This is a genomic window from Colwellia sp. MB3u-8 (assembly GCF_014076985.1).
Taxonomy (GTDB): domain Bacteria; phylum Pseudomonadota; class Gammaproteobacteria; order Enterobacterales; family Alteromonadaceae; genus Cognaticolwellia.
This window is the reverse complement of sequence record NZ_JACGVA010000066.1, coordinates 98,822-118,876: the sequence shown is the minus strand read 5'-3', so window position 1 is coordinate 118,876 and position 20,055 is coordinate 98,822. Positions and strand designations below refer to the sequence as shown.

The 20,055-nt window shown below is 39.6% G+C and carries 12 protein-coding genes and 1 pseudogene; 7 read left to right on the top strand and 6 right to left on the bottom strand.

The window, feature by feature from the left end; all coding sequences use genetic code 11:
- Positions 1-144: 144 nt before the first annotated feature.
- The 5 genes from nhaC to H4J54_RS11710 form a co-directional block, all read right to left on the bottom strand.
- The gene (nhaC, locus tag H4J54_RS11730; RefSeq protein ID WP_182191050.1) at positions 145-1,647 is read right to left on the bottom strand and encodes a Na+/H+ antiporter NhaC; all 1,503 of its coding nucleotides are present in this window, start codon (positions 1,645-1,647) and stop codon (positions 145-147) included.
- 312 nt (positions 1,648-1,959) lie between these two features.
- Positions 1,960-4,260: an ATP-binding protein gene (locus H4J54_RS11725; protein WP_259366988.1), complete on the bottom strand. Its 2,301-nt coding sequence runs from the start codon at positions 4,258-4,260 to the stop codon at positions 1,960-1,962.
- A 68-nt stretch (positions 4,261-4,328) separates the two neighbouring features.
- On the bottom strand, positions 4,329-5,075 hold the full coding sequence (locus tag H4J54_RS11720) for an ABC transporter substrate-binding protein (RefSeq protein WP_259366987.1): 747 nt from the start codon (positions 5,073-5,075) through the stop codon (positions 4,329-4,331).
- Between the two features lie 47 nt (positions 5,076-5,122).
- Complete coding sequence (locus tag H4J54_RS11715; RefSeq protein ID WP_182191047.1) at positions 5,123-5,851, bottom strand: response regulator transcription factor; 729 nt, start codon at positions 5,849-5,851, stop codon at positions 5,123-5,125.
- Between the two features lie 789 nt (positions 5,852-6,640).
- Positions 6,641-7,738: a hybrid-cluster NAD(P)-dependent oxidoreductase gene (locus tag H4J54_RS11710; protein ID WP_182191046.1), complete on the bottom strand. Its 1,098-nt coding sequence runs from the start codon at positions 7,736-7,738 to the stop codon at positions 6,641-6,643.
- Between the two features lie 350 nt (positions 7,739-8,088).
- On the opposite strand from H4J54_RS11710, the gene H4J54_RS11705 reads away from it, so the two are divergent.
- Entirely contained in the window at positions 8,089-9,363 is a 1,275-nt protein-coding gene (locus H4J54_RS11705; protein WP_182191045.1) for an SRPBCC family protein, read from the top strand.
- A 536-nt stretch (positions 9,364-9,899) separates the two neighbouring features.
- Positions 9,900-11,492, top strand: a complete 1,593-nt coding sequence (locus tag H4J54_RS11700; protein ID WP_182191044.1) for a BCCT family transporter — start codon at positions 9,900-9,902, stop codon at positions 11,490-11,492.
- Positions 11,493-12,070: 578 nt separating this feature from the next.
- On the opposite strand, the pseudogene H4J54_RS11695 reads toward H4J54_RS11700, so the two are convergent.
- A pseudogene (locus H4J54_RS11695) lies at positions 12,071-12,556 on the bottom strand (L-serine ammonia-lyase, iron-sulfur-dependent, subunit beta); the annotation flags it as partial.
- 393 nt (positions 12,557-12,949) lie between these two features.
- On the opposite strand from H4J54_RS11695, the gene H4J54_RS11690 reads away from it, so the two are divergent.
- The 5 genes from H4J54_RS11690 (at position 12,950) to H4J54_RS11670 (ending at position 19,938) form a co-directional block, all read left to right on the top strand.
- On the top strand, positions 12,950-14,005 hold the full coding sequence (locus tag H4J54_RS11690; RefSeq protein ID WP_182191043.1) for a GlxA family transcriptional regulator: 1,056 nt from the start codon (positions 12,950-12,952) through the stop codon (positions 14,003-14,005).
- A 161-nt stretch (positions 14,006-14,166) separates the two neighbouring features.
- On the top strand, positions 14,167-16,065 hold the full coding sequence (locus H4J54_RS11685; protein WP_182191042.1) for a hypothetical protein: 1,899 nt from the start codon (positions 14,167-14,169) through the stop codon (positions 16,063-16,065).
- A 219-nt stretch (positions 16,066-16,284) separates the two neighbouring features.
- Positions 16,285-17,271, top strand: a complete 987-nt coding sequence (locus H4J54_RS11680) for a dipeptidase (RefSeq protein WP_182191041.1) — start codon at positions 16,285-16,287, stop codon at positions 17,269-17,271.
- 3 nt (positions 17,272-17,274) lie between these two features.
- Positions 17,275-17,829 carry a 4-vinyl reductase gene (locus H4J54_RS11675; protein WP_182191040.1) on the top strand — a complete coding sequence of 185 codons (555 nt, stop codon included), beginning with the start codon at positions 17,275-17,277 and terminating at the stop codon, positions 17,827-17,829.
- 48 nt (positions 17,830-17,877) lie between these two features.
- The gene (locus tag H4J54_RS11670) at positions 17,878-19,938 is read left to right on the top strand and encodes an NADH:flavin oxidoreductase (RefSeq protein WP_182191039.1); all 2,061 of its coding nucleotides are present in this window, start codon (positions 17,878-17,880) and stop codon (positions 19,936-19,938) included.
- Positions 19,939-20,055 lie beyond the last annotated feature (117 nt).

Sequence of the window (20,055 nt, the reverse complement as noted above, 5' to 3'; positions counted from 1 at the left end):
GGCTAAAATAATCGCCGTAGTTTTTTATTTAGGATTGATTTGATACTAGCCTGAGGTCAACCTAGTAATAGTTCAGTTAACGCCATTTTTGCGCTAAATTACGACATTTTTTTTGAGGGATAATGTCGTGCTTAGCTTCTGTGTTTAACCTTTACTGGTGGGCGGTGTATGAGCTACCTTAGTTGCTCCATTCTGCGCTAAATATATTTTTTCTTGTTCATATCGTGCTAATTCAGCAGCAGATATTTGGGGTGAAAAATGTCCCAATGCGGCATAGCACAAACCAATTAAGGGTGATAACCAACACGCAAATGCTAATGGAATATAAAGTAGATTTTCTACATTACCTTCGCTAATTCCCAAACCTAGTGACGTGATGACAAAAGCGCCACCCGCATTCCATGGAATTAAAGGAGAGATTAAAGTACCGCCTTCTTCTACGGCGCGCGATAAATTCAATTTAGAATAACCTTTCTTAACATAAGCTGATGCAAACATTCTTCCCGGTAACGCAATAGAAAGGTAAGGGTCGCCAGCGACAAGATTAGTTGCTATTGCAGCACCGGTAGCTGATGCTTGTAGGCCAAAAAAAGATTTAACACTGCCAAGTATTGCCGTAATAATAGTATCTAGACATTTAGTACACTCAAGTGCACCACCAAACCCTAATGCAATGATAACTAGGGTAATAACCCAAGTCATCGATTGAATTCCACCTCGATTTAATAAGCCATCTATTTCAGAAACGCCGGTTTCAATTTTATATCCTGATTGCATAAAATTAAATATTTCATGCAATGAAGCGCCCTGAACAAATATCGCGAGTAACGCACCCGCCAATACGCCAGCGAACAACGAAGGCAAGGCAGGCATTTTGTTAAGGGCAAGTACAATGACGAGTAATGGTGGCAGTAACACTAACAAGGTGATATTAAAATTGCTCTCTAGGCCACTAGTAATCGCTTCTATTTTAGAAAAATCAACTTCATTGGAAGCAATTAGATTAAATCCAACAAACAAATAGATGACCAAAGCAATAAGCATTGCGGGTACCGTCGTTGGCAACATGTTACGGATATGATCAAAGAGATTAACGCCTGTTACGGCAGGTGCCAAGTTGGTAGTATCTGATAGCGGCGATATTTTATCACCAAAGAAAGCACCGGAAACTACGGCTCCTGCAGTCCAATACATTGGGATATCAAAGCCAGAACCAATGCCCATCAATGCCAATCCTACCGTACCTGTAGTACCCCAAGAGGTTCCTAGAGATACAGATACGACGGCACATAACAGCATAGCTGCAACCAGAAATATTTCTGGATTCAATATTTTTAGACCATAGTAGATTATTACAGGTACCGTACCACTGGCAATCCAAACGCCAACGATCATACCAACGATCATTAGAATAGCAATGGATGGCAGGCCAACACGAACGACGTGCATTACCCCTTTTTCGATATCATCCCAGCGATAGCCACGAAACCAGGCTAATGTAGCCGTAATCGCTATGCCTATTGCCAGCGGAATATGGGGCGTAAAATCGCCATAATAGAATAATTGCATGGCCAGTAATGCCAGTGTCAATATTACCGGCAGTATTGCCATAAATAAACTGGGTTTTAATTTGTTATTTTCAGTCATTTGTTGCTCCTGTTCAGTTATCAGGTGATGAGCAAAATTTCAAAATAATTTGAGCTCTTTCTCACTCTCTAGATAACACTAAAGTACAAATGTAAACTCAGAATAAATGACTTGTAAAAATATGTAAACGAGCGATTACTTGATTAGATGTCTCGCTGGTTAGCAGGAAGGATTGGAGAGAAATTTACAATACTCTTGGGATATAGCCGATACCACTAGCTAAATCATATTGTGTTTATGTTGCCAAGTTTTCTTGTTATATTTTCCTAATATCAATTTTAGTTGGATTTTATTAGGGTCTGTTTGAATAATTTAACTACTATAAGTTGCCGCCTTAGCTAAACTCTTTTCCATAATAGGAACCAATTGTAAAAGCAGTTGTGACCCTTGTTTAAGGGTACCCTTTTTAGCCTTATGTTCGAGTTGACGCAATAGTTTACTGGCTTGTGTAAAACCTAGCATATCGCAGGCTCCTGCGAGTTCATGCGCTTTGTTTTCTACTTCATAATGATCATCACTCGCTAGGCTTTGTTGTAATGTCGGCCAGAGTCTCTGTTGGGTCTTGCAAAAGCTTTGCATTAACTTTGCTAATTTAGCTGGACCTAATATCTGTAGGTGAGTTTCGATCATTGACTGGTCTAGTAACTCTGCCTCACTGGTGAGACTTATTTGAGTAGTCGTTATAAAAGGCTGGGGCTGTTGTGGATCCAATGCCCGCTCTATCGCCCCTAATAATAAGTGCTGTTTCACAGGTTTAGCCACGACATCTTGTAACCCAGCATTGAAATAATCGTGAATATCGTCAGGACGGACACTGGCAGTTAAAGCAATTATTGGCGTTTTATAGTTGCGACATTCAGTTTCTTTTCGGATTTTTGCACTGATCCCTAAGCCACTTATTCCCGGTAAATGCATATCCATTAAAATGATATCGAAGGTTTCGTTATTCGCGATCTCGATGGCACTATGACCATTATCAGCTAGTTTTACTTGGTGTTTTTCCAGCAAACCCAGCACAACTTGCTGGTTAATCTCAACATCTTCAACTAATAAAATTTTCAGTACCGGCAGTATCGGCAATATTGGTTTGGTTTTATATTCACTTGCTTCAGCTACTTTCAACATCACCTCAACCCAGAAAGTACTCCCCTCACCTAGGGTACTCTCGACGCCAATTTGTCCTCCCATTTCCTGACTCAGTTGACGACAGATAGAAAGTCCTAGGCCTGTTCCGCCAAAGCGGCGGGTGATAAACTCATCGGCCTGAGTGAAGCGTTCGAATATTTTTTGCTGTAATGCTAACTCAATACCAATTCCGCTATCTTGAATTGAAAAGCGTAGCCGATGTTGATTATCTTCTTGCCCAAGGTGAGTGACACTGAGTAATATCTCACCATGGTAGGTAAATTTGATCGCATTGGCTAACAAGTTGGTTAGGATTTGGCGCAAGCTGCCTGCGGCATCATAATAACATTCACCCGCTGTATGGAGGTCAAGCTTCAATTGTAAGTGCTTTTCATCAGCATTAGGCTGCATCAAGCTGATGAGGCTATGGAGTAACTCATCGAGAGAAAAAATAGATTCAGAGCCAACGTAGCCACCTTCTTCCAGTTGAGCGTATTGCAACACATGGTCAAAAGTTTCAAGTAATGCTTCAGTGGAATCATGTAATACCTTCACGCGGTAGCACTGTAGTTTTGTGAGTTCATCGTTTTGTAGTAGTTGAATCATCCCTAGCATGCCATTCATTGGTGTGCGTATTTCATGACTCATAGTAGCCAGAAATTTTGATTTGGAATTGTTTGCTTCTTCGGCGACTTCTTTAGCTTGCTGCAAGCTCATCGTACGACGTTCTACCATTTGTTGGAGTTGATCGCGATTATAGCGCAGTGCCTGTTTTTCCTGTTCGCGTCGATTGATATCATGTCCAATTGCAAGACGCATATCATTAAGCGCATTGACCAATTGATTCAATTCGTCTGAGGTGCGAGGTTGTCGGCGCTTTAACGTTAGGGAGGCTTCGAGCTCACCGTCACCAATAGCTTTACTGTAGCTCGCCATACTTTCTAGATGTCGGGTAATTTGCCGCTGTAAGATGAACATAATCACTAGCATGATGAGTACTACGAGTAATGTCTGGTTTAATAAGATACTAAAACCCGTGCCCCATAATCGAGCCTTTACAGCGGCGAGATCGGTAGCAATAATCAGTGTTCCTAGTTGGCGACCACCACTTTGTTCGATGTTTTTGTCAGTGACGCTTTTAGTGTGACCAATTTGTTTATTAGGGACGCTAAGGACAAAACTTGTTTTCATCACATTTTTGTTGCTATCAACTACTTGTGCTGGCAAACGAATAAAAGTATTACGTGTATGATCTTTAAGCTCAAGGCTCGCTATGTCAGGAAGGGCTTTAATACCTTTAAGTTGCAGTTTAAGTTGTGTCTGATCAAAATCCCACATACTACGGGCCAGACTGGCAGTATAACTCGTGCGTATTAACTGGATCTGTTGATCAATATTACGCATTTCTCGCTGATAATCTAACGTAATTTGTAACGCCGTTGACAACATAATAAAAACAAAACTACACAGGCTGATATAAATTATCATACGATAACTTAAGGGGTGATCTTTAGGGTAACTGATTAGACGACGCCAGCGGGGGATGTTTGGCAAGTTCAAGGTATATCAAGCTCAGTCGAGGATTCAAGGTATATCTTGCTGTACTGGGTTAGTAAATGTTGGATTTTACCGTTTTTATGCAACTGCTTTAAACGTTGATTAATGTAAGGCAGGTGTTGACTAAGTTCACTACGGGGGCTTATTGCTAGATAGTAGTATTCGGTTTCTAACTTAAATAGCGTTTCTATAATTTGTTTGTGATATCCCAACTTTTGAATTTGTAACTTACCACTCACAATACCTAATGGCATGAAATCAATTCTTCCGAGAGCCAATTTTTCAAAGTTTTGTTTACCCTGAGAGACATATTCAATTTGATTATTGTCATTAATAAGTTTATCTAAACTATCACCGAAACTATCACCGAATAGCAAGCCTACGTTTTTTCCTTTTAAGTCATTGACAGAATGAAAATTTTTACTTTTATTTGAGTTGATGAAAACGCCAATGGTATCGGCGACAATATGTTGTTGGCTAAAGTCAAAATCAGGCTCTCGGCTTGCTATTCGATAGGCAGCTACCACGATATCAGCATGTCCTGTTTTAACTTCCGATAAACACCGCTTCCAGTTACCTAAGGTATCAAGCCTTACTTGATAGCCTAATTCACCAAATATTAGTTTTACTACCGCTGGTGCAACACCAATTAATTCTTGCTGCTGAACCCAAGAAACGGGTGGATAATAGGGGTGACCACATGCTATTAGCTCTCTTTCCTGACTTTTGGACGATTGAGGTGTCATTAATAAGCCAATGACTGTCAAAAAAATTGGTGCTAACAAGGGTGATTTCATACGACATTAACAAGTTTGGGTGTAAATAGATAACCTGCGCCATGAACCGTTAAGATTAATCGTGGAGCTGCGGAATCATCACCAAGTTTACGACGTAATCGACCTATTAATACATCAACAGTACGATCAGTAGAAACCCACTCACGGCTTCGAATCTGATCAAGGATTTGGTCCCTGCTCATAATTTTGCCAACGTGATCCATCAAACATTTCAATAATTGAAATTCACCTTCCGTGAGTTGCACTATGATTTTTTGTTCATCAATAAGCTGCCGTCTGACAGGGTTCAATTTCCAGCGATCAAATGCCTTCAGAATATAGTCGCCAGTAACCTCCAATTTTGCCTGTTGGCACAGTTTGACACGGCGAATAAGATTCTTAGCCCTAGCCAGAATTTCGCGCGGATTAAAAGGCTTAGTTACGTATTCATCTGCTCCACATTCTAGTCCTATAATACGGTCAACCTCGTCTTGACTACCGGTTACTAAAATAATACCCGTTTCGCTGTTAACGCGTAATTCTCTGGTTAAAGTCAAACCATCTTTGCCAGGCATTCTGATATCAAGTAAAATAAGGTCTACGGCTCCAAGAGCTAATACTTCTTCAGCTTCTTCAGCAGTAGTTGCACACAGAACGTTATAACCTTCGTTTTCAAAATAACTACTCAAGACCTGACGCGTCAACTCGTCATCATCAACAACTAAAATTTTGGTATGAGTTAGCATTATTCGGTCTCCTTTAATTTTATACTGCTAATTTGAACGATATATTGATTCTCGTCAAGTCAAAGAAATCGTTGATAAATATGCTTTGTCAGTGAGTTTACAAGCTATTTATTAGGAGGTATCCTAGTTTTAGTGTTTATCTACTAATGGAGAAACCATTAAGCTAAGCAGGAATATATCGGTTATATATCATTGATTTTCAGCCCCGTTGACCATAACCATCTCCAATAGATACAACAATCATCAAGGAATAATATGGAAGACTGAAATCAGTATTACTTCTTTTAGCCATAAGGTCATATTTTAACGGCAATTACTTGTAAAAGCTTGATGGTGATTCGCCTAATAATGTTTAACTCGAAGTGTCTCAGTTTAATGCCAAATAGGAATGGTAATGCCACCAAGACATCTAAATTTTAGATAAATAGAATAATAACCTTTTACTCAGGTCTATTGATCTTTCATGTTTAAATTTTGTTCGAGTTAAATACTTTTTAATCTCAGCGTTAGAAATCTAGCATAGTTGTTCTATGTAAATTCCTTATCACAAAGAACAAGCAGCATTTAAATGAATCCGAAGGACAGTATTTATTAGCCATTTCTAATGCGTTATCGCCTATTGGACTAGAAATGGCTACAAACCCTATCCATGTTAACAAAGAGATGGTTCAGTTCATGGTTAGAACACATTACAACTTGGGTTATAAGTTGTAATGTAAAAACTCTGCATCCAAGCACTAAAAATGATGAAACATTTTGCTTGAGCTAGTTTATATCCCTTATGAAAAATTAGTACTCAATAGAAATATCACCTTGAGGAACACTGCAGCAGCTCAATATGTATCCATCAGCAACATCTTCATCTGTGATGCCACCGTTATGTGACATAACGACTTCACCATAAATCTTTTTCACTTTACAGGTGCCGCATATGCCCATACCACAGGCTTTAGGAATGTGAAGACCCACTTGTGATGCGGCTAAATGCACTGTGCTACCTGGTTGTATCTTGACCGATTTACCCGTTTTGCTAAATGCTACTTCTATTACAGTATCATCATCAACCGACTCGCTTGCAGCATCTTCCGCTTGCTGTTCTGCATCGAGTTGTGCTTCTTCCGGTGGCGCACCAAAATTTTCTTCATGGTAATTTGCCATGTCAAAGCCTATTTTTTCTAACATACTTTTAACAGCAGCCATATAAGGCGTTGGTCCGCAACAATAAACGGTGCGTTCGAGAAAATCGGGCGCTATCATTCTAAGCTTTTGTTCATCGAAGAAGCCTCTATAACCACTCCAGCTATCGCCATGGTCATATCGCTCACAAATAAAATTGAGGTTGAAGTTAGTTATTCTAGAATCCATATACTCAAGTTCGCGACGATATATTATGTCCCTAGGTGTACGGGCACTGTGGGCAAAAATCATATCAACCTCAGCGTTAGTATCAAACCACCAACGGGCCATTGACATCACGGGTGTTATGCCAACACCACCAGAAAGTAGCAAAACTTTGTCGGCAGTAATATCAATGCAGTTGAATATACCTACTGGGCCATGCACCGCGATTTGATCACCTTGTTTCAGGTTGTCATGTAACCAGTTTGATACTTTGCCTCCCGGCATTCTTTTTACCGTGATTGAAAAACTGTATGGCACTGAAGGAGATGACGAAATAGTGTAACTACGTAATACTTGCATACCGTCAATTTCTAATTCTAGCGTCACGAATTGGCCAGGTTTAAAAAAGTGCATTACAGGCTCTGTGCTGGCAAAGCAATAAGTACGAGCATCAAGGGTTTCGTCAATCACTTTGTCGCACTGAACATTGTGACGTCCGTTGGTCCATGTTTGGGTTTTAACCGAGTGCAGGGAGGTATTTGTCATAGGTGGAACCGCATATTATATTTATAATGATAAGGTGCACTAAGTACTTATTTACCGCTTAACTAAAAGCGACATTGATCTAGTCATTTTTGCCACCTCAGTGTTTAATCCTTTATGTACTCATATTGATCTAGATCAATTTATTTATTAATTTCTTTTTTTGTCGGTATTAATTAGCTTTTGGGTCGGTATTAATTAGCTTTTGGGTCGTTTTTGGATAAACCGATTAACGCCGTGAGATTCAATATCTAACAACAAATACTATGAACACTTTATTGCTTAAAGTTGTTCATTATCTAAATAAACAACGACATCTAATCTGTCGATTAGAAAGCACAAAGGAATTACTCATGACTTGTTCACATGAACATCAAAACTTACTGCTTACTTTAGAAAATAAATCGGCTCAGGCTATTGCTAATACCTTAGAAAAACACCCAATAACGTTCACTTTACCACAGCAGTTTTATAACGATGCCGATGTTTTTCAAGTGGAAATGGAGCAAATTTTTTACAAAGAGTGGCTGTTTGTTGGCGTTACTGGTGAAATTCCAGATAAAGGTAGTTTTATCACTTTAAATATTGGCGATAATCCAATTACCGTTATTAGAGATCAACATGGTGAAGTGCGTGCTTTTCACAATACCTGTCGTCATCGCGGCTCTAAAATTTGTTTAGTTAAACAAGGTAAAGTACCTAAATTGGTATGTCCGTATCATCAATGGACATACGAATTAGATGGTAACTTGCTCTATGCTGGTACTGAAATGGGTGATGATTTCGTTAAGAGTGATTTTGGTTTGCACAGTGTTAATTGTCGTGTAGCCGGTGGTTATATCTTTGTCTCGCTAAGTGATAACCCAACTAATATTGATGGTTTCCTTGACGATTTAACGCATTATCTTGAGCCTTATGATTTAGATAATTGTAAGGTAGCTTTCGAAAGTACTTTAATTGAAGATGTCAACTGGAAGTTAGTGATTGAAAATAACCGTGAATGTTACCATTGTAACGCTAATCATCCGGAATTAATGAATAGCTTATTAGAATGGGACGACACCGAAGATCCAAGAGCAAGTGATGAATTTAAAGCACAGGTAGCGGCCAAACAAGCAATGTGGGAAGAGCAAGGAATACCTTACAAACATGTTTCTCATGGCCATGGCTTTCGTAATCGCATTGTTCGGATGCCTTTACTTGAAGGCACAGTATCAATGACGATTGATGGTAAAGCGGGTTGTAAAAAATTGATGGGTCGTATTAAAAACCCTGATTTAGGATCAATGCGAATCTTGCATCTGCCAAATTCGTGGAATCATGCAATGGCGGATCATGTAGTTGCTTTTCAAATCTTGCCGCTAGGTCCACAAAAAACGCAAGTAACCACTAAATGGTTAGTACATAAAGACGCATTGGAAGGTGTTGATTATGATGTAGATCAGCTACGCCGAGTTTGGGATGCAACCAATATGCAAGATAAAATGTTAGCTGAGAACAATCAAAAGGGTATTAATTCTATGGCATACCAACCTGGTCCCTATTCCACCCGTTATGAGTTTGGTGTGGTAAATTTCATTGATTGGTTCAGCAATACGATGCAAAAAAATATTAACACTAAACCGTAAATAATCGATGTGATGGAGTCATTTAAAAATATCTTGAAATAAATAGATTGTTTTTAACAAAATTTTTTTGTAAGGAACAAGATCAATATCCCTTGAAAACCAGTGATTTATATCACTGGTTTTTTTTGTATAAAAATTTTCTAATCCCAAAAGCTGAGAGGGACTAGATCAGGGAAAACAATTAAAACCACTGATTATTTTATGCCTTGTGTAACCTCAGTTATTTAGAGCTGAGTTATCTAGCTCTGAATTATGTGAAATATTATTAAAATTAACATAAGTCGGTTCATGTTATCTGGGTGTCGTATTTAGATAGCTAGTACTAAATCAACTCTGACTTAATAGGATTCTTTAGTGTTTCCCATTAACTTAACAAAAAATATATTTTGCAGTGGGGCTCAAATTATAAGTGAGTCGCTTATTTATAAATGAATAATTAAACAAATCCCCTCACCTAGATGATTAAAAACTGATAAACAGAACGAATAGTTTATAGACATATTTACTTATAACAATTAAAAAAAAGGTGCTTTATCATGGTGGCGAATAATGGCCTGCTAAAAGGTATGAATCCAGTTACAACACTTACGTCGATGGCTATAATTACGCTCTTTGTTTTGGCTGGTGTATTTTTCACTGAACAAACTGCAGCGGTATTCAATAGCATATCGGGTTGGATATTGGCTTATCTTAAATGGTATTACATTGGTATTGTTGCAATATTTTTATTTTTCTGCATTTGGCTGGCATTTAGTCGCTATGGACATTTACGGCTGGGTGATGATGACTCCAGACCTGTCTATAATAATTTTTCATGGTTTGCGATGCTGTTTAGCGCAGGAATGGGCATAGGTTTAGTCTTTTGGTCTATTGCTGAACCTATTATCCACTTCCAGAGTAATCCATTCATTACTGAAGGATTAACGCCAGAAGCGGCACAAATGGCCATGCGACTGACCTTTTTTCATTGGGGACTCCATCCATGGGCAATTTATGTCATAGTCGGTTTATCTTTATCTTATTTTTCTTATCGAAAAAAATTACCTTTGAGCATTCGTTCTGCTCTTTACCCATTAATTGGTGATAAAATGTATGGGCCTATAGGTCATTCGGTTGATGTACTCGCTGTATTCGGTACCATGTTTGGGGTAGCAACTTCGTTAGGTTTAGGCGTTACTCAAATGAATACCGGCCTTAATACCATGTTTGGTATGGAGGTTTCCCTTAGTAATCAAATTATGCTTATTGCCGTTATTTCTGCTATCGCTACGATTTCTGTCGTATCCGGTGTAGGTAAAGGCGTTAAAATCTTATCTGAAGTAAACATGTGGTTAACGATTGGTATTTTGGTCTTTTTACTTTGCTTTGGTCCTACACGTTATTTACTCGGTAGCCTATTGCAAAATACCGGTGATTATTTTAGTAATGTATTATCATTAAGCACTTGGACTGATGCAAACGAAAACAGCCAATGGCAATCTTCCTGGACTGCATTTTACTGGGGTTGGTGGATGGCTTGGGCACCATTTGTAGGTATGTTTATTGCGCGTATTTCTAAAGGTCGTACCATTCGTGAGTTTATCGTTGGCGTATTACTGGTGCCAACGATGTTGGGTATTGTTTGGTTAACTCTGTTCGGTAGCACCGCAATATATCTTGAGCTTTTCCATCAAATAACCAATGAAGCGGGTGAACTGGTTTCGGCCGTTGGACAAGCGGGTATCCTTGATGCTGTTAAAGCTGATGTAACCCAAGCATTGTATGTGACTTTAGACAAGCTTGATGCCGGTTTTATGGGTACTATAGCAGCATTTCTGGCAACTCTATTGATTGCGACATTTTTTGTTACCTCATCAGATTCAGGCACCTTAGTGGTGACGACTATTTTGTCAATGGGTAATGAACATCCACCCACTAGCCATCGAATATTTTGGGGATTAGGTGAAGGCGTTGTCGCCGCCATTTTATTGATGGTTGGCGGGCTCAAAGCGCTACAAACCGCCACTATTACCGCAGCATTACCCTTTTCATTTGTGATGATCATCATGATGTGGGGCTTAATAAGATCTCTAAAACAGGAGGATGTGGTTCCTTTAGTCGATCACAAATCTAAACTCAGTACCACCTAGTTATAATTTACAATGGGTAGTATAAATAAACAAACAAGCCAGAAGCAATAAAATGCTCTGGCTTTTTCACTCCTGAAATTAAGTGATACAAACCACGAGGGACAGTAGTTATATGATCAAGCATGGCGATGAAAATAGACATGGCAGGGTTATACTATGATTACCGATAAACCCTGCTAGAGTCTGGGATTAAAATACACTAAGCGTGAATAGTTTAAAGCAGTAGCCAAAGGTTGACTGATTCCAAACAGAAGTCATATTCGGTTAAAAATTTATCAAGGTATGGATTGCCCTATCCTTAATCGACAGGAAAGCCCTTATACCAAGACAACTAAATAGGTATAACGACGGCTAATAAAGCAATATATTAAAATATTATATGTTAACAGGCCACCCAATTAATGGCTAAACCACCTAGTAAGGTTTCCTTATACTTATACCAATCTCACTAATTATCTGATCATTTTTACGGGTTAAAATAACCCACTACTGCGTTATTTATTTAATAATTAGAACAACTAGTTATTAAAATAAATGCCTTATATTTGGCCATTTTTCCTACGTATAAAGTAGACCACCTAATTAATGAAATTGGTATTACTCGTCATATCTAAACCTGTTTGGTCCATGGTGGCAATGACATCATCTAAGTGCACATGATGAACACCATCAAATTTCCGAGCTAGTTTACTAGCGTTTATCGCCTTGACTGCGCCCATAGTGTTGCGTTCAATAAACAGTACTTGCACTAGGTATAGATAGGATCGCAGGTTATGTTCCATACCAATATCGGCAGCATTTTCTACTGGCATTGGGGTACCTCCAATCTCGCCCTGACAACCCACTTCGGCGGCAGAAATGGAAGCATTGTAATGATATAATCAACCAATAGCCGCAGCGCTAGCTAAAAATTCGATTATTGCTTTTTCATCATTTTTACTGTGAAATTTTAAATACTCGGCAAGAACAGCCGGAATAACCCCAGCAGCACCCTTGGTTGGTGCAGTAACCACGCGTCCACCTGCAGCATTTTCTTCGTTAGTGGCCATAGCAAATAGATTTAGTCAATCCAAGGAGTCGAAATCAGTTGCAGGCCTTGCACATGGGTAGCAGTCATAATAATCCTTTGGAAATTTTTACATTATCAAATAAGTGATTATAATAAATATAGCCGATTAAAATACCTTCATAGCTAATTGAGACATTGGCCTGTTGCTAGCACCACTGAAAAAATAAATAGATAATAATTTATAAATCAATCACCTATCAACAGGTGTCGTTATTGGATATGAATAAAGTCGTAATTAGAATGCATTTAAAGTACTGTAAATCTATTGTATAGCAAGATTGAACTTTGATTCATTTTAACCCGTCAGATTTAAAAGAGAACAAAGTTATTAGGGGAATCAACACTCTGCTTTTTAATCAAAACTGCAATAATAGTAGGAATGAATCACATGCCATTAGCAAATCCAAATAGCAGTCAGGCACAGATAAAATGTAAACATATTGGTTTTTTATTACAACCCAACTTTACCATGTTAGCCTTGTCCTCGGCCATTGCGCCATTGCGAATGGCCAATCAATTGTCTGGAGAAAAATTATATCGTTGGACTATTCTTAGCGAAGATGGCCGCAGTGTCACTGCCAGTGATGGACTAAGGGTTGAGGTTGATTCTTGCATCAATAATTATGTTAAGTTTGATACTGTGTTGGTTTGTGGTGGTGTTGACATAAAAGGCACGGTGACGCGAAAAGTGCTTAGCTGGTTGACCCATTTATCTCGTTGTAATATCGTGTTAGGTGGCATTTGCACAGGCAGTTATTTGTTAGCCAAAGCGGGTTTATTAAACGGCTATCAAAGCACCATTCATTGGGAGTTATTGGCGTGCTGCCTGGAAGAATTCCCTTTAGTAAAAAGTTCCAATAAACTGTTCACTTTTGACCGTAACCGCATGTCTTGTTCAGGTGGTACTGCACCCATTGACATGATGTTGCAACTGATTTCAAAAGAGTATGGTAAAAAATTAACAACGGCTATTTCAGACATGTTTTCTCATGAACATATTCGTGATGAAAACGACCAGCAACGCATACCATTACAGCATATTGTGGGCGCTACTCAGTCAAAACTACAAGATGTAGTCGCGTTAATGGAAGCAAATATTGAAGAAATATTATGCCTCGATGAATTAGCTATCTTTGTTGATTTATCTCGACGTCAGTTAGAGCGACTGTTTCAAAAATATCTCAACTGTTCGCCGCATCGTTATTATTTACAACTACGACTAGGGAAAGCCCGTCAGTTATTAAAGCAAACCAATATGTCGATTATTGAAATCGCTATAGCCTGTGGTTTTGTCTCTACGCCGCATTTTAGTAAATGTTATCGTAATTCGTTTAGCATCCCGCCCCGAGATGAACGCAACGTTTTAGCTATAAGTAAGCAATTTGCCGCCAGTAAAGAATCCAGTTTGGGATCGGTTAAGATTCAACATCTGCAACATCATTAGATAACAAAACACAGGAAAATACCGTTTACTCTTGAGATTAAACGGTACCTATTGAATTGACTGGGATATAATAGATATGTCTAAGACGTTTCTAATTCCCGCTGAACCCTGCATTTTGAATTAGTTTGGCAATACACCTTACTTTATGAATACTTAACGATATGAAATTATCATCCTTATTAAATTCTGAAAACTCAGAAAAAAATTATCTTCAAATTCAACAAAGCGGCCAACGTCGTATCGATCGCATGGCGCAATCTGGTGTAGGTAAGTCGTCATTATGGAGTCTCGCCGAGGTCGGTTGGACCGCGGGTCCGGTAACCTTTTTGGCGGCTCAAGGGGGATCTTTTTTGGGGTTTGGTACTTGGTTGCCTAATGAGAACTTGATCTTTTTTGTCGGTTACACCGTGTTAATGGGATTGATTGCCGTCTTGGTTAAGTTCATCTACAAGGCGACAAAAGGGCAAACACTTGAAGATACCAAAGAGCAGTTGTTGCTGGTTATTGGCAGCTTACCTGATTTCATTCTGTCGGTGAGAGATCTTACCCTAAATCGTATGGAACCTGAGTCAAGGCGTTATGAATCCGCGCGTATATTGTTACAAAAATCAGATCTTGGTCCGCAATGGTTAACGCTTGCGGTAAATAGCATTATTGATTCACCCGTGATTGCTCAAGCAGTGGCTAATATTGAAATTTATTGCCGCGCGGGTATGTATAGTCGTGTCCACGATATTAACCAAGAGCTTTCAACAGAAATCTCAGCTGCCCTAGCAAGCTTAGAACCAGATCGTCCACGCTTGGCCCTACTGTTAGAACAACGCCTACAAGGTAAAAAAAATACGCTGCGTAGCGGTGTAGAACGAGAACCATTTTTCATTGAACGTATATTTTCGGCGATTGAAGAAGATAACGAAGAAATTATGGGCTTAAGCGATGTTGAAGAAGTATTAACTTTGGCTTTTGAACTTTTGTCTGGGCGACGTATTCCAATGCTGGTGGTCAACTGTGTTGGCTCATCGCAATTGACCATTGCCACCGAAAAATTGGAGAAAGAGCGCTCCAAATATCGCATCGCTAGAGCCCGTGGTTACAGCCAGTTATTGGCTTTGGCTAATTTTTTAAGTGACAGTAATTTACTTGATTATTCAACCGTGGCCGAACGCTTGCCAAGCAATGACTTATTACAAATTTGCCTCGAAACACTGGATTTACTTTGCCAAAATATTTGCCTAGATCTCAAGCGTGTCGAAAAACGTGAAATAGTCGATATGCGCGCGTTAAAACTTAACCATAGCAAGTTACTTAAGTCACTAGATTTATATCAGCAGGCCTATAAAAGTAGTGCAATGGTAATCGCTGAACATGCTGATTTCTTGAAAGATATATATAGTTGGCAGAGAGTGGATCGAAAATATGCAGATGCTAACACAACGGTATCAGTTACCGGTAAGCGCGGCCTGAATATTGTCGAGCGGAAAATACAGTTAAGTGATGCTGATAAAATTACAGTGGTAAAAAAAATCTCCCATCACTTTAACACTGATAGCATTCTTTTCAAGGCAATAAAGAATCGCACTCAACAGAGCCATTGGTTAGAGAGTAATCAACATGTTCGAGCTGCTAAACAGATGGCAATAGACTTAGCTTTGGCACTAGATCCCTGTGTATTTATTAGTTTACCTGAAGTGCAGCGCGCCATATATTCCTCTAATTCCGTCGATTTAGGTAGCTTCGAACCTGGTTTAAGTACCCCGACTAAAGTTGGCTGGGGCGAATCAGTAGCCAAAGAAGTGCAAAAAGATATGGTTAAAGCATCTGAGCATATGGCACAAGCGATACATCGTTATTATGGTATTTGCTTAGGAGATGAAGAACTCGACTTTATGCATCAAACCTATGGCATGAATAAGCAACATGTTATTGACTATTATCACGAAAATAAACGAAGCGTACAATCGAGTAATATTTTTGAACCACACCCGCCATTGCTGATCCCTAAAGCGAATATTAACTGGCGTAAAACGCTACTGTTATACCGAAAACATTTACAATCCTGACTTTAAATCGCTAATTAAGTGAACTTGGTTAATAGTTCTTATTTTGAGTTTAACCCTAAGTTTGTTCAGCCATACAAATAACGACATCTTCGCCGTTTTTAGTATGGTCGATGTCGCATTCTCCCATATCAAGCTATTTGCCTTTGTTAGACTGACTTTAGTTTAAATTTGCCTGTGATTGATCAGTAGAGATCTCACAGCATAGATGAGGTTAATTAAATGAATACAGATCAAGCTTTAGCGTTACATGAAAGCTCAATAATTTTCGATGGTTTGGTCATCGCAAAATGGAACCGAGATTTATTTGAAGACATGGCTAAAGGTGGCTTAACCGCCGCTAACTGTACCGTATCAGTGTGGGAAGGCTTTAAAGATACCATAGACAATATCACCGAATTTAATCAATTTTTCTGTGATAATAGTGATTTAATTATACCTGTGCATACGACTGCTGATATCGCTAAAGCGAAACAGCAGGGCAAAACGGGCATCATTTTAGGCTTTCAAAATGCCAATGCTTTTGAAGATAAAATTGGTTATGTCGAAATATTTAAAAAATTGGGTGTTGGCATAGTGCAAATGGCCTATAACACGCAAAATCTAGTCGGCACTGGGTGTTATGAACGTGACGGTGGCTTATCTGGCTTTGGTCTTGAAATCGTTGCGGAAATGAATCGCGTTGGCATCATGTGTGATTTATCTCATGTGGGTCCAAAAACCTCAGAAGAAGTTATTTTAGCATCAACTAAGCCAGTGTGTTATTCACATTGTTTACCTTATGGACTAAAAGAACATCCGCGCAATAAAAAAGATGAAGAATTACGTTTTATCGCTGAACACGGTGGTTTTATTGGCGTTACTATGTTTGCCCCCTTCTTGAAAAATGGCATTGATTCTACGGTTGATGACTACGTTGAAGCGATAGATTATGTCATCAATATTGCAGGAGAAGATTGTGTTGGTATAGGCACAGACTTTACCCAAGGCCATGATCAAGCATTCTTCGACATGTTAACTCATGACAAAGGTTATGCCCGCAATTTAACCAACTTTGGCACAATTATTAACCCTAAGGGCATTCGTACCTTAGGTGAATTTCCTAACCTGACCGCGACGATGTTAAAACATGGTTGGTCAGAATCTAAAATTAAAAAAATCATGGGCGAGAACTGGGTTCGCGTTCTAAAAGACGTCTGGGGAGAATAGACAATGAGCACTTTAAATAGTCTACATACATCGAGCCACAGTCCGGAAATGCCGATTGAAGTCGACAATGAGACTGGCGTTTGGACCACAGATGCCTTACCTATGTTGTATGTACCGCGTCACTTTTTTGTTAACAACCATATGGGCATCGAAGAAGCACTTGGCGCCGAAAAATACGCTGATGTTTTATATAAAGCTGGCTATAAATCTGCTTTTTACTGGTGTGAAAAAGAAGGCGAAGAGCACGGTATTCGTGGTGAAGCATTATTTGAGCATTACATGAAACGTTTATCACAACGAGGCTGGGGATTTTTCATCACGGAAGAACTCGATCTTAAAAAGGGTACAGCAAAAGTTCGATTAGAGAACTCTGCTTTTGTTTATCAATACGGCAAGGTTAATCGCAAAGTGGATTATATGTTTACGGGTTGGTTTGCTGGGGCGATGGATCAAATTTCTGAAACCTTAGGTTACCCAGTGAAAACCGTTGCAAAACAAACACAATGTGCCGCTGAAGAAGGTTGTGATGTTGGTTACTTTGAAGTAACACCACGCTAACTTTTTATTATAAACAGCTTTTTAAAGATCTAATATCAGGAGCTCATCATGGCGCAGTTCGATGCACTATTTCAGCCATTAAAAATTAATCAACTCACCATACGAAATCGTGTGGTGAGTACGGCACATGCCGAAGTGTATGCTACCGAAGGTGGCATGACGACCGAACGATATGTAAAGTATTACGAAGAAAAAGCAAAAGGCGGAGTTGGCTTGTCAATTTGTGGTGGCTCCAGTGTCGTATCAATAGACAGTCCACAAAATTGGTGGAAGTCCGTTAACTTATCTACCGACAGGATCATTCCTCATTTTCAAAATTTAGCTGACGCGGTCCACAAGCACGGCGGAAAAATAATGATCCAAATCACCCACATGGGACGTCGTTCTCGTTGGGATGGTGGTAATTGGTCGACCTTAGTTAGCCCAAGTGGTATTCGTGAACCCGTGCATCGCGCCACCTGTAAGACGATTGAAATTGAAGAAATGCACCGCATTATTGGTGATTATGCCAAAGCAGCTGGCCGCGCCAAAGCGGGTGGTTTAGATGGCATTGAACTCTCGGCAGTACATCAACATTTAATCGATCAGTTCTGGAGTCCTAGGGTTAACCAGCGCGACGATGAATACGGCGGTAGTTTAGAAAACAGAATGCGTTTCGGTATGGAAGTATTACATGCGATTCGCGCAGAAGTGGGGCGTGATTTTGCTGTTGGTTTACGCATTTGTGGTGATGAATTTCACCCTGATGGACTCAACCAAGACGACATGAAAGAAATTGCGGCTTATTATGATGCCACTGGTTTGCTCGATTTTTTCAGCGTAATAGGCTCTGGTTGTGATACCCATAATACCCTAGCTAATGTCATTCCGAACATGAGCTACCCTCCTGAGCCATTTTTACATTTGGCCGCAGGTATTAAAGAAGTGGTTAATGTGCCCGTTATGCATGCACAAAACATTAAAGATCCGAACCAAGCACAGCGTATTTTAGAGAGTGGTTATGTGGATTTTGTCGGTATGACTCGTGCACATATTGCTGATCCACATTTGATCGCCAAGATCAAACTTGGTCAAGTTGACCAAATAAAACAGTGTGTTGGTGCTAACTATTGTATTGACCGTCAGTACCAAGGCTTAGATGTATTATGTATTCAAAATGCGGCAACTTCGCGTGAATCGACTATGCCACACATTATCGCCAAAACCGAAGGAAAAGTACGTAAAGTTGTCGTTATTGGCGGCGGTCCTGCCGGTATGGAAGCTGCACGTGTTTGTGCCGAGCGTGGCCATGAAGTTATTTTAATTGAAAAGAATCCGGAACTTGGCGGGCAAATCACTATTGCCTCAAAAGCGCCACAGCGTGATCAAATTGCCGGTATTACCCGCTGGTTTGCCTTAGAACTCGATCGTTTAGGTATCGATCTTCGTCTTAATACCGCCGCTGATGAAGCATTGATCCGTAGCCTTAATGCTGATGTAGTTATTTTGGCTGTTGGTGGTCAACCTTTCTTAGCACAAAACCCGCATTGGGGTGTTGAGGAAGGCTTATCTGTAAGCACTTGGGATATTTTAAGTGGCAAGGTTGCGCCAGGTAAAAATGTTTTAGTGTATGACACCATTTGTGAATTTAGTGGTTTATCTGCCGCTGACTTTTTAGCACAAAATGGTTCATTGGTTGAGATGGTAACCGATGATATTAAACCAGGTGCTGCAGTGGGTGGAACAACATTCCCAACCTACTATCGCAGCTTGTATGAAAAAGACGTGATTATGTCCTCGGATTTAATACTAGAAAAAGTCTATCGTGAAGGCGATAAACTGGTCGCAGTGTTAGAGAATGAATATACCGGGCAGCAAGAAGAGCGTGTGGTTGATCAAGTTGTGATTGAAAATGGCGTACGTCCTGATGAAAAGATTTACCTGCAATTAAAAGGTGATTCTCGTAACAAAGGACAAATCGACATTGAAGCGTTATACGCAGCAAAACCTCAGCCTATCCTAGCTGAAGAAGGCGAAGGCTACATACTCTACCGGATTGGTGATTGTGTATCTCAGCGTAATACTCATGCGGCAATATATGACGCATTGCGTTTATGTAAGGATTTCTAGCTTAAGCAGCTTTTAGATTGTATACCACCGTGCCTTCTGTCAGGTGGTATACATACTCAAGGCACATGAATACACATCTTCAAGTAGCTTGGGTATATATACACCTAGGATAATTAA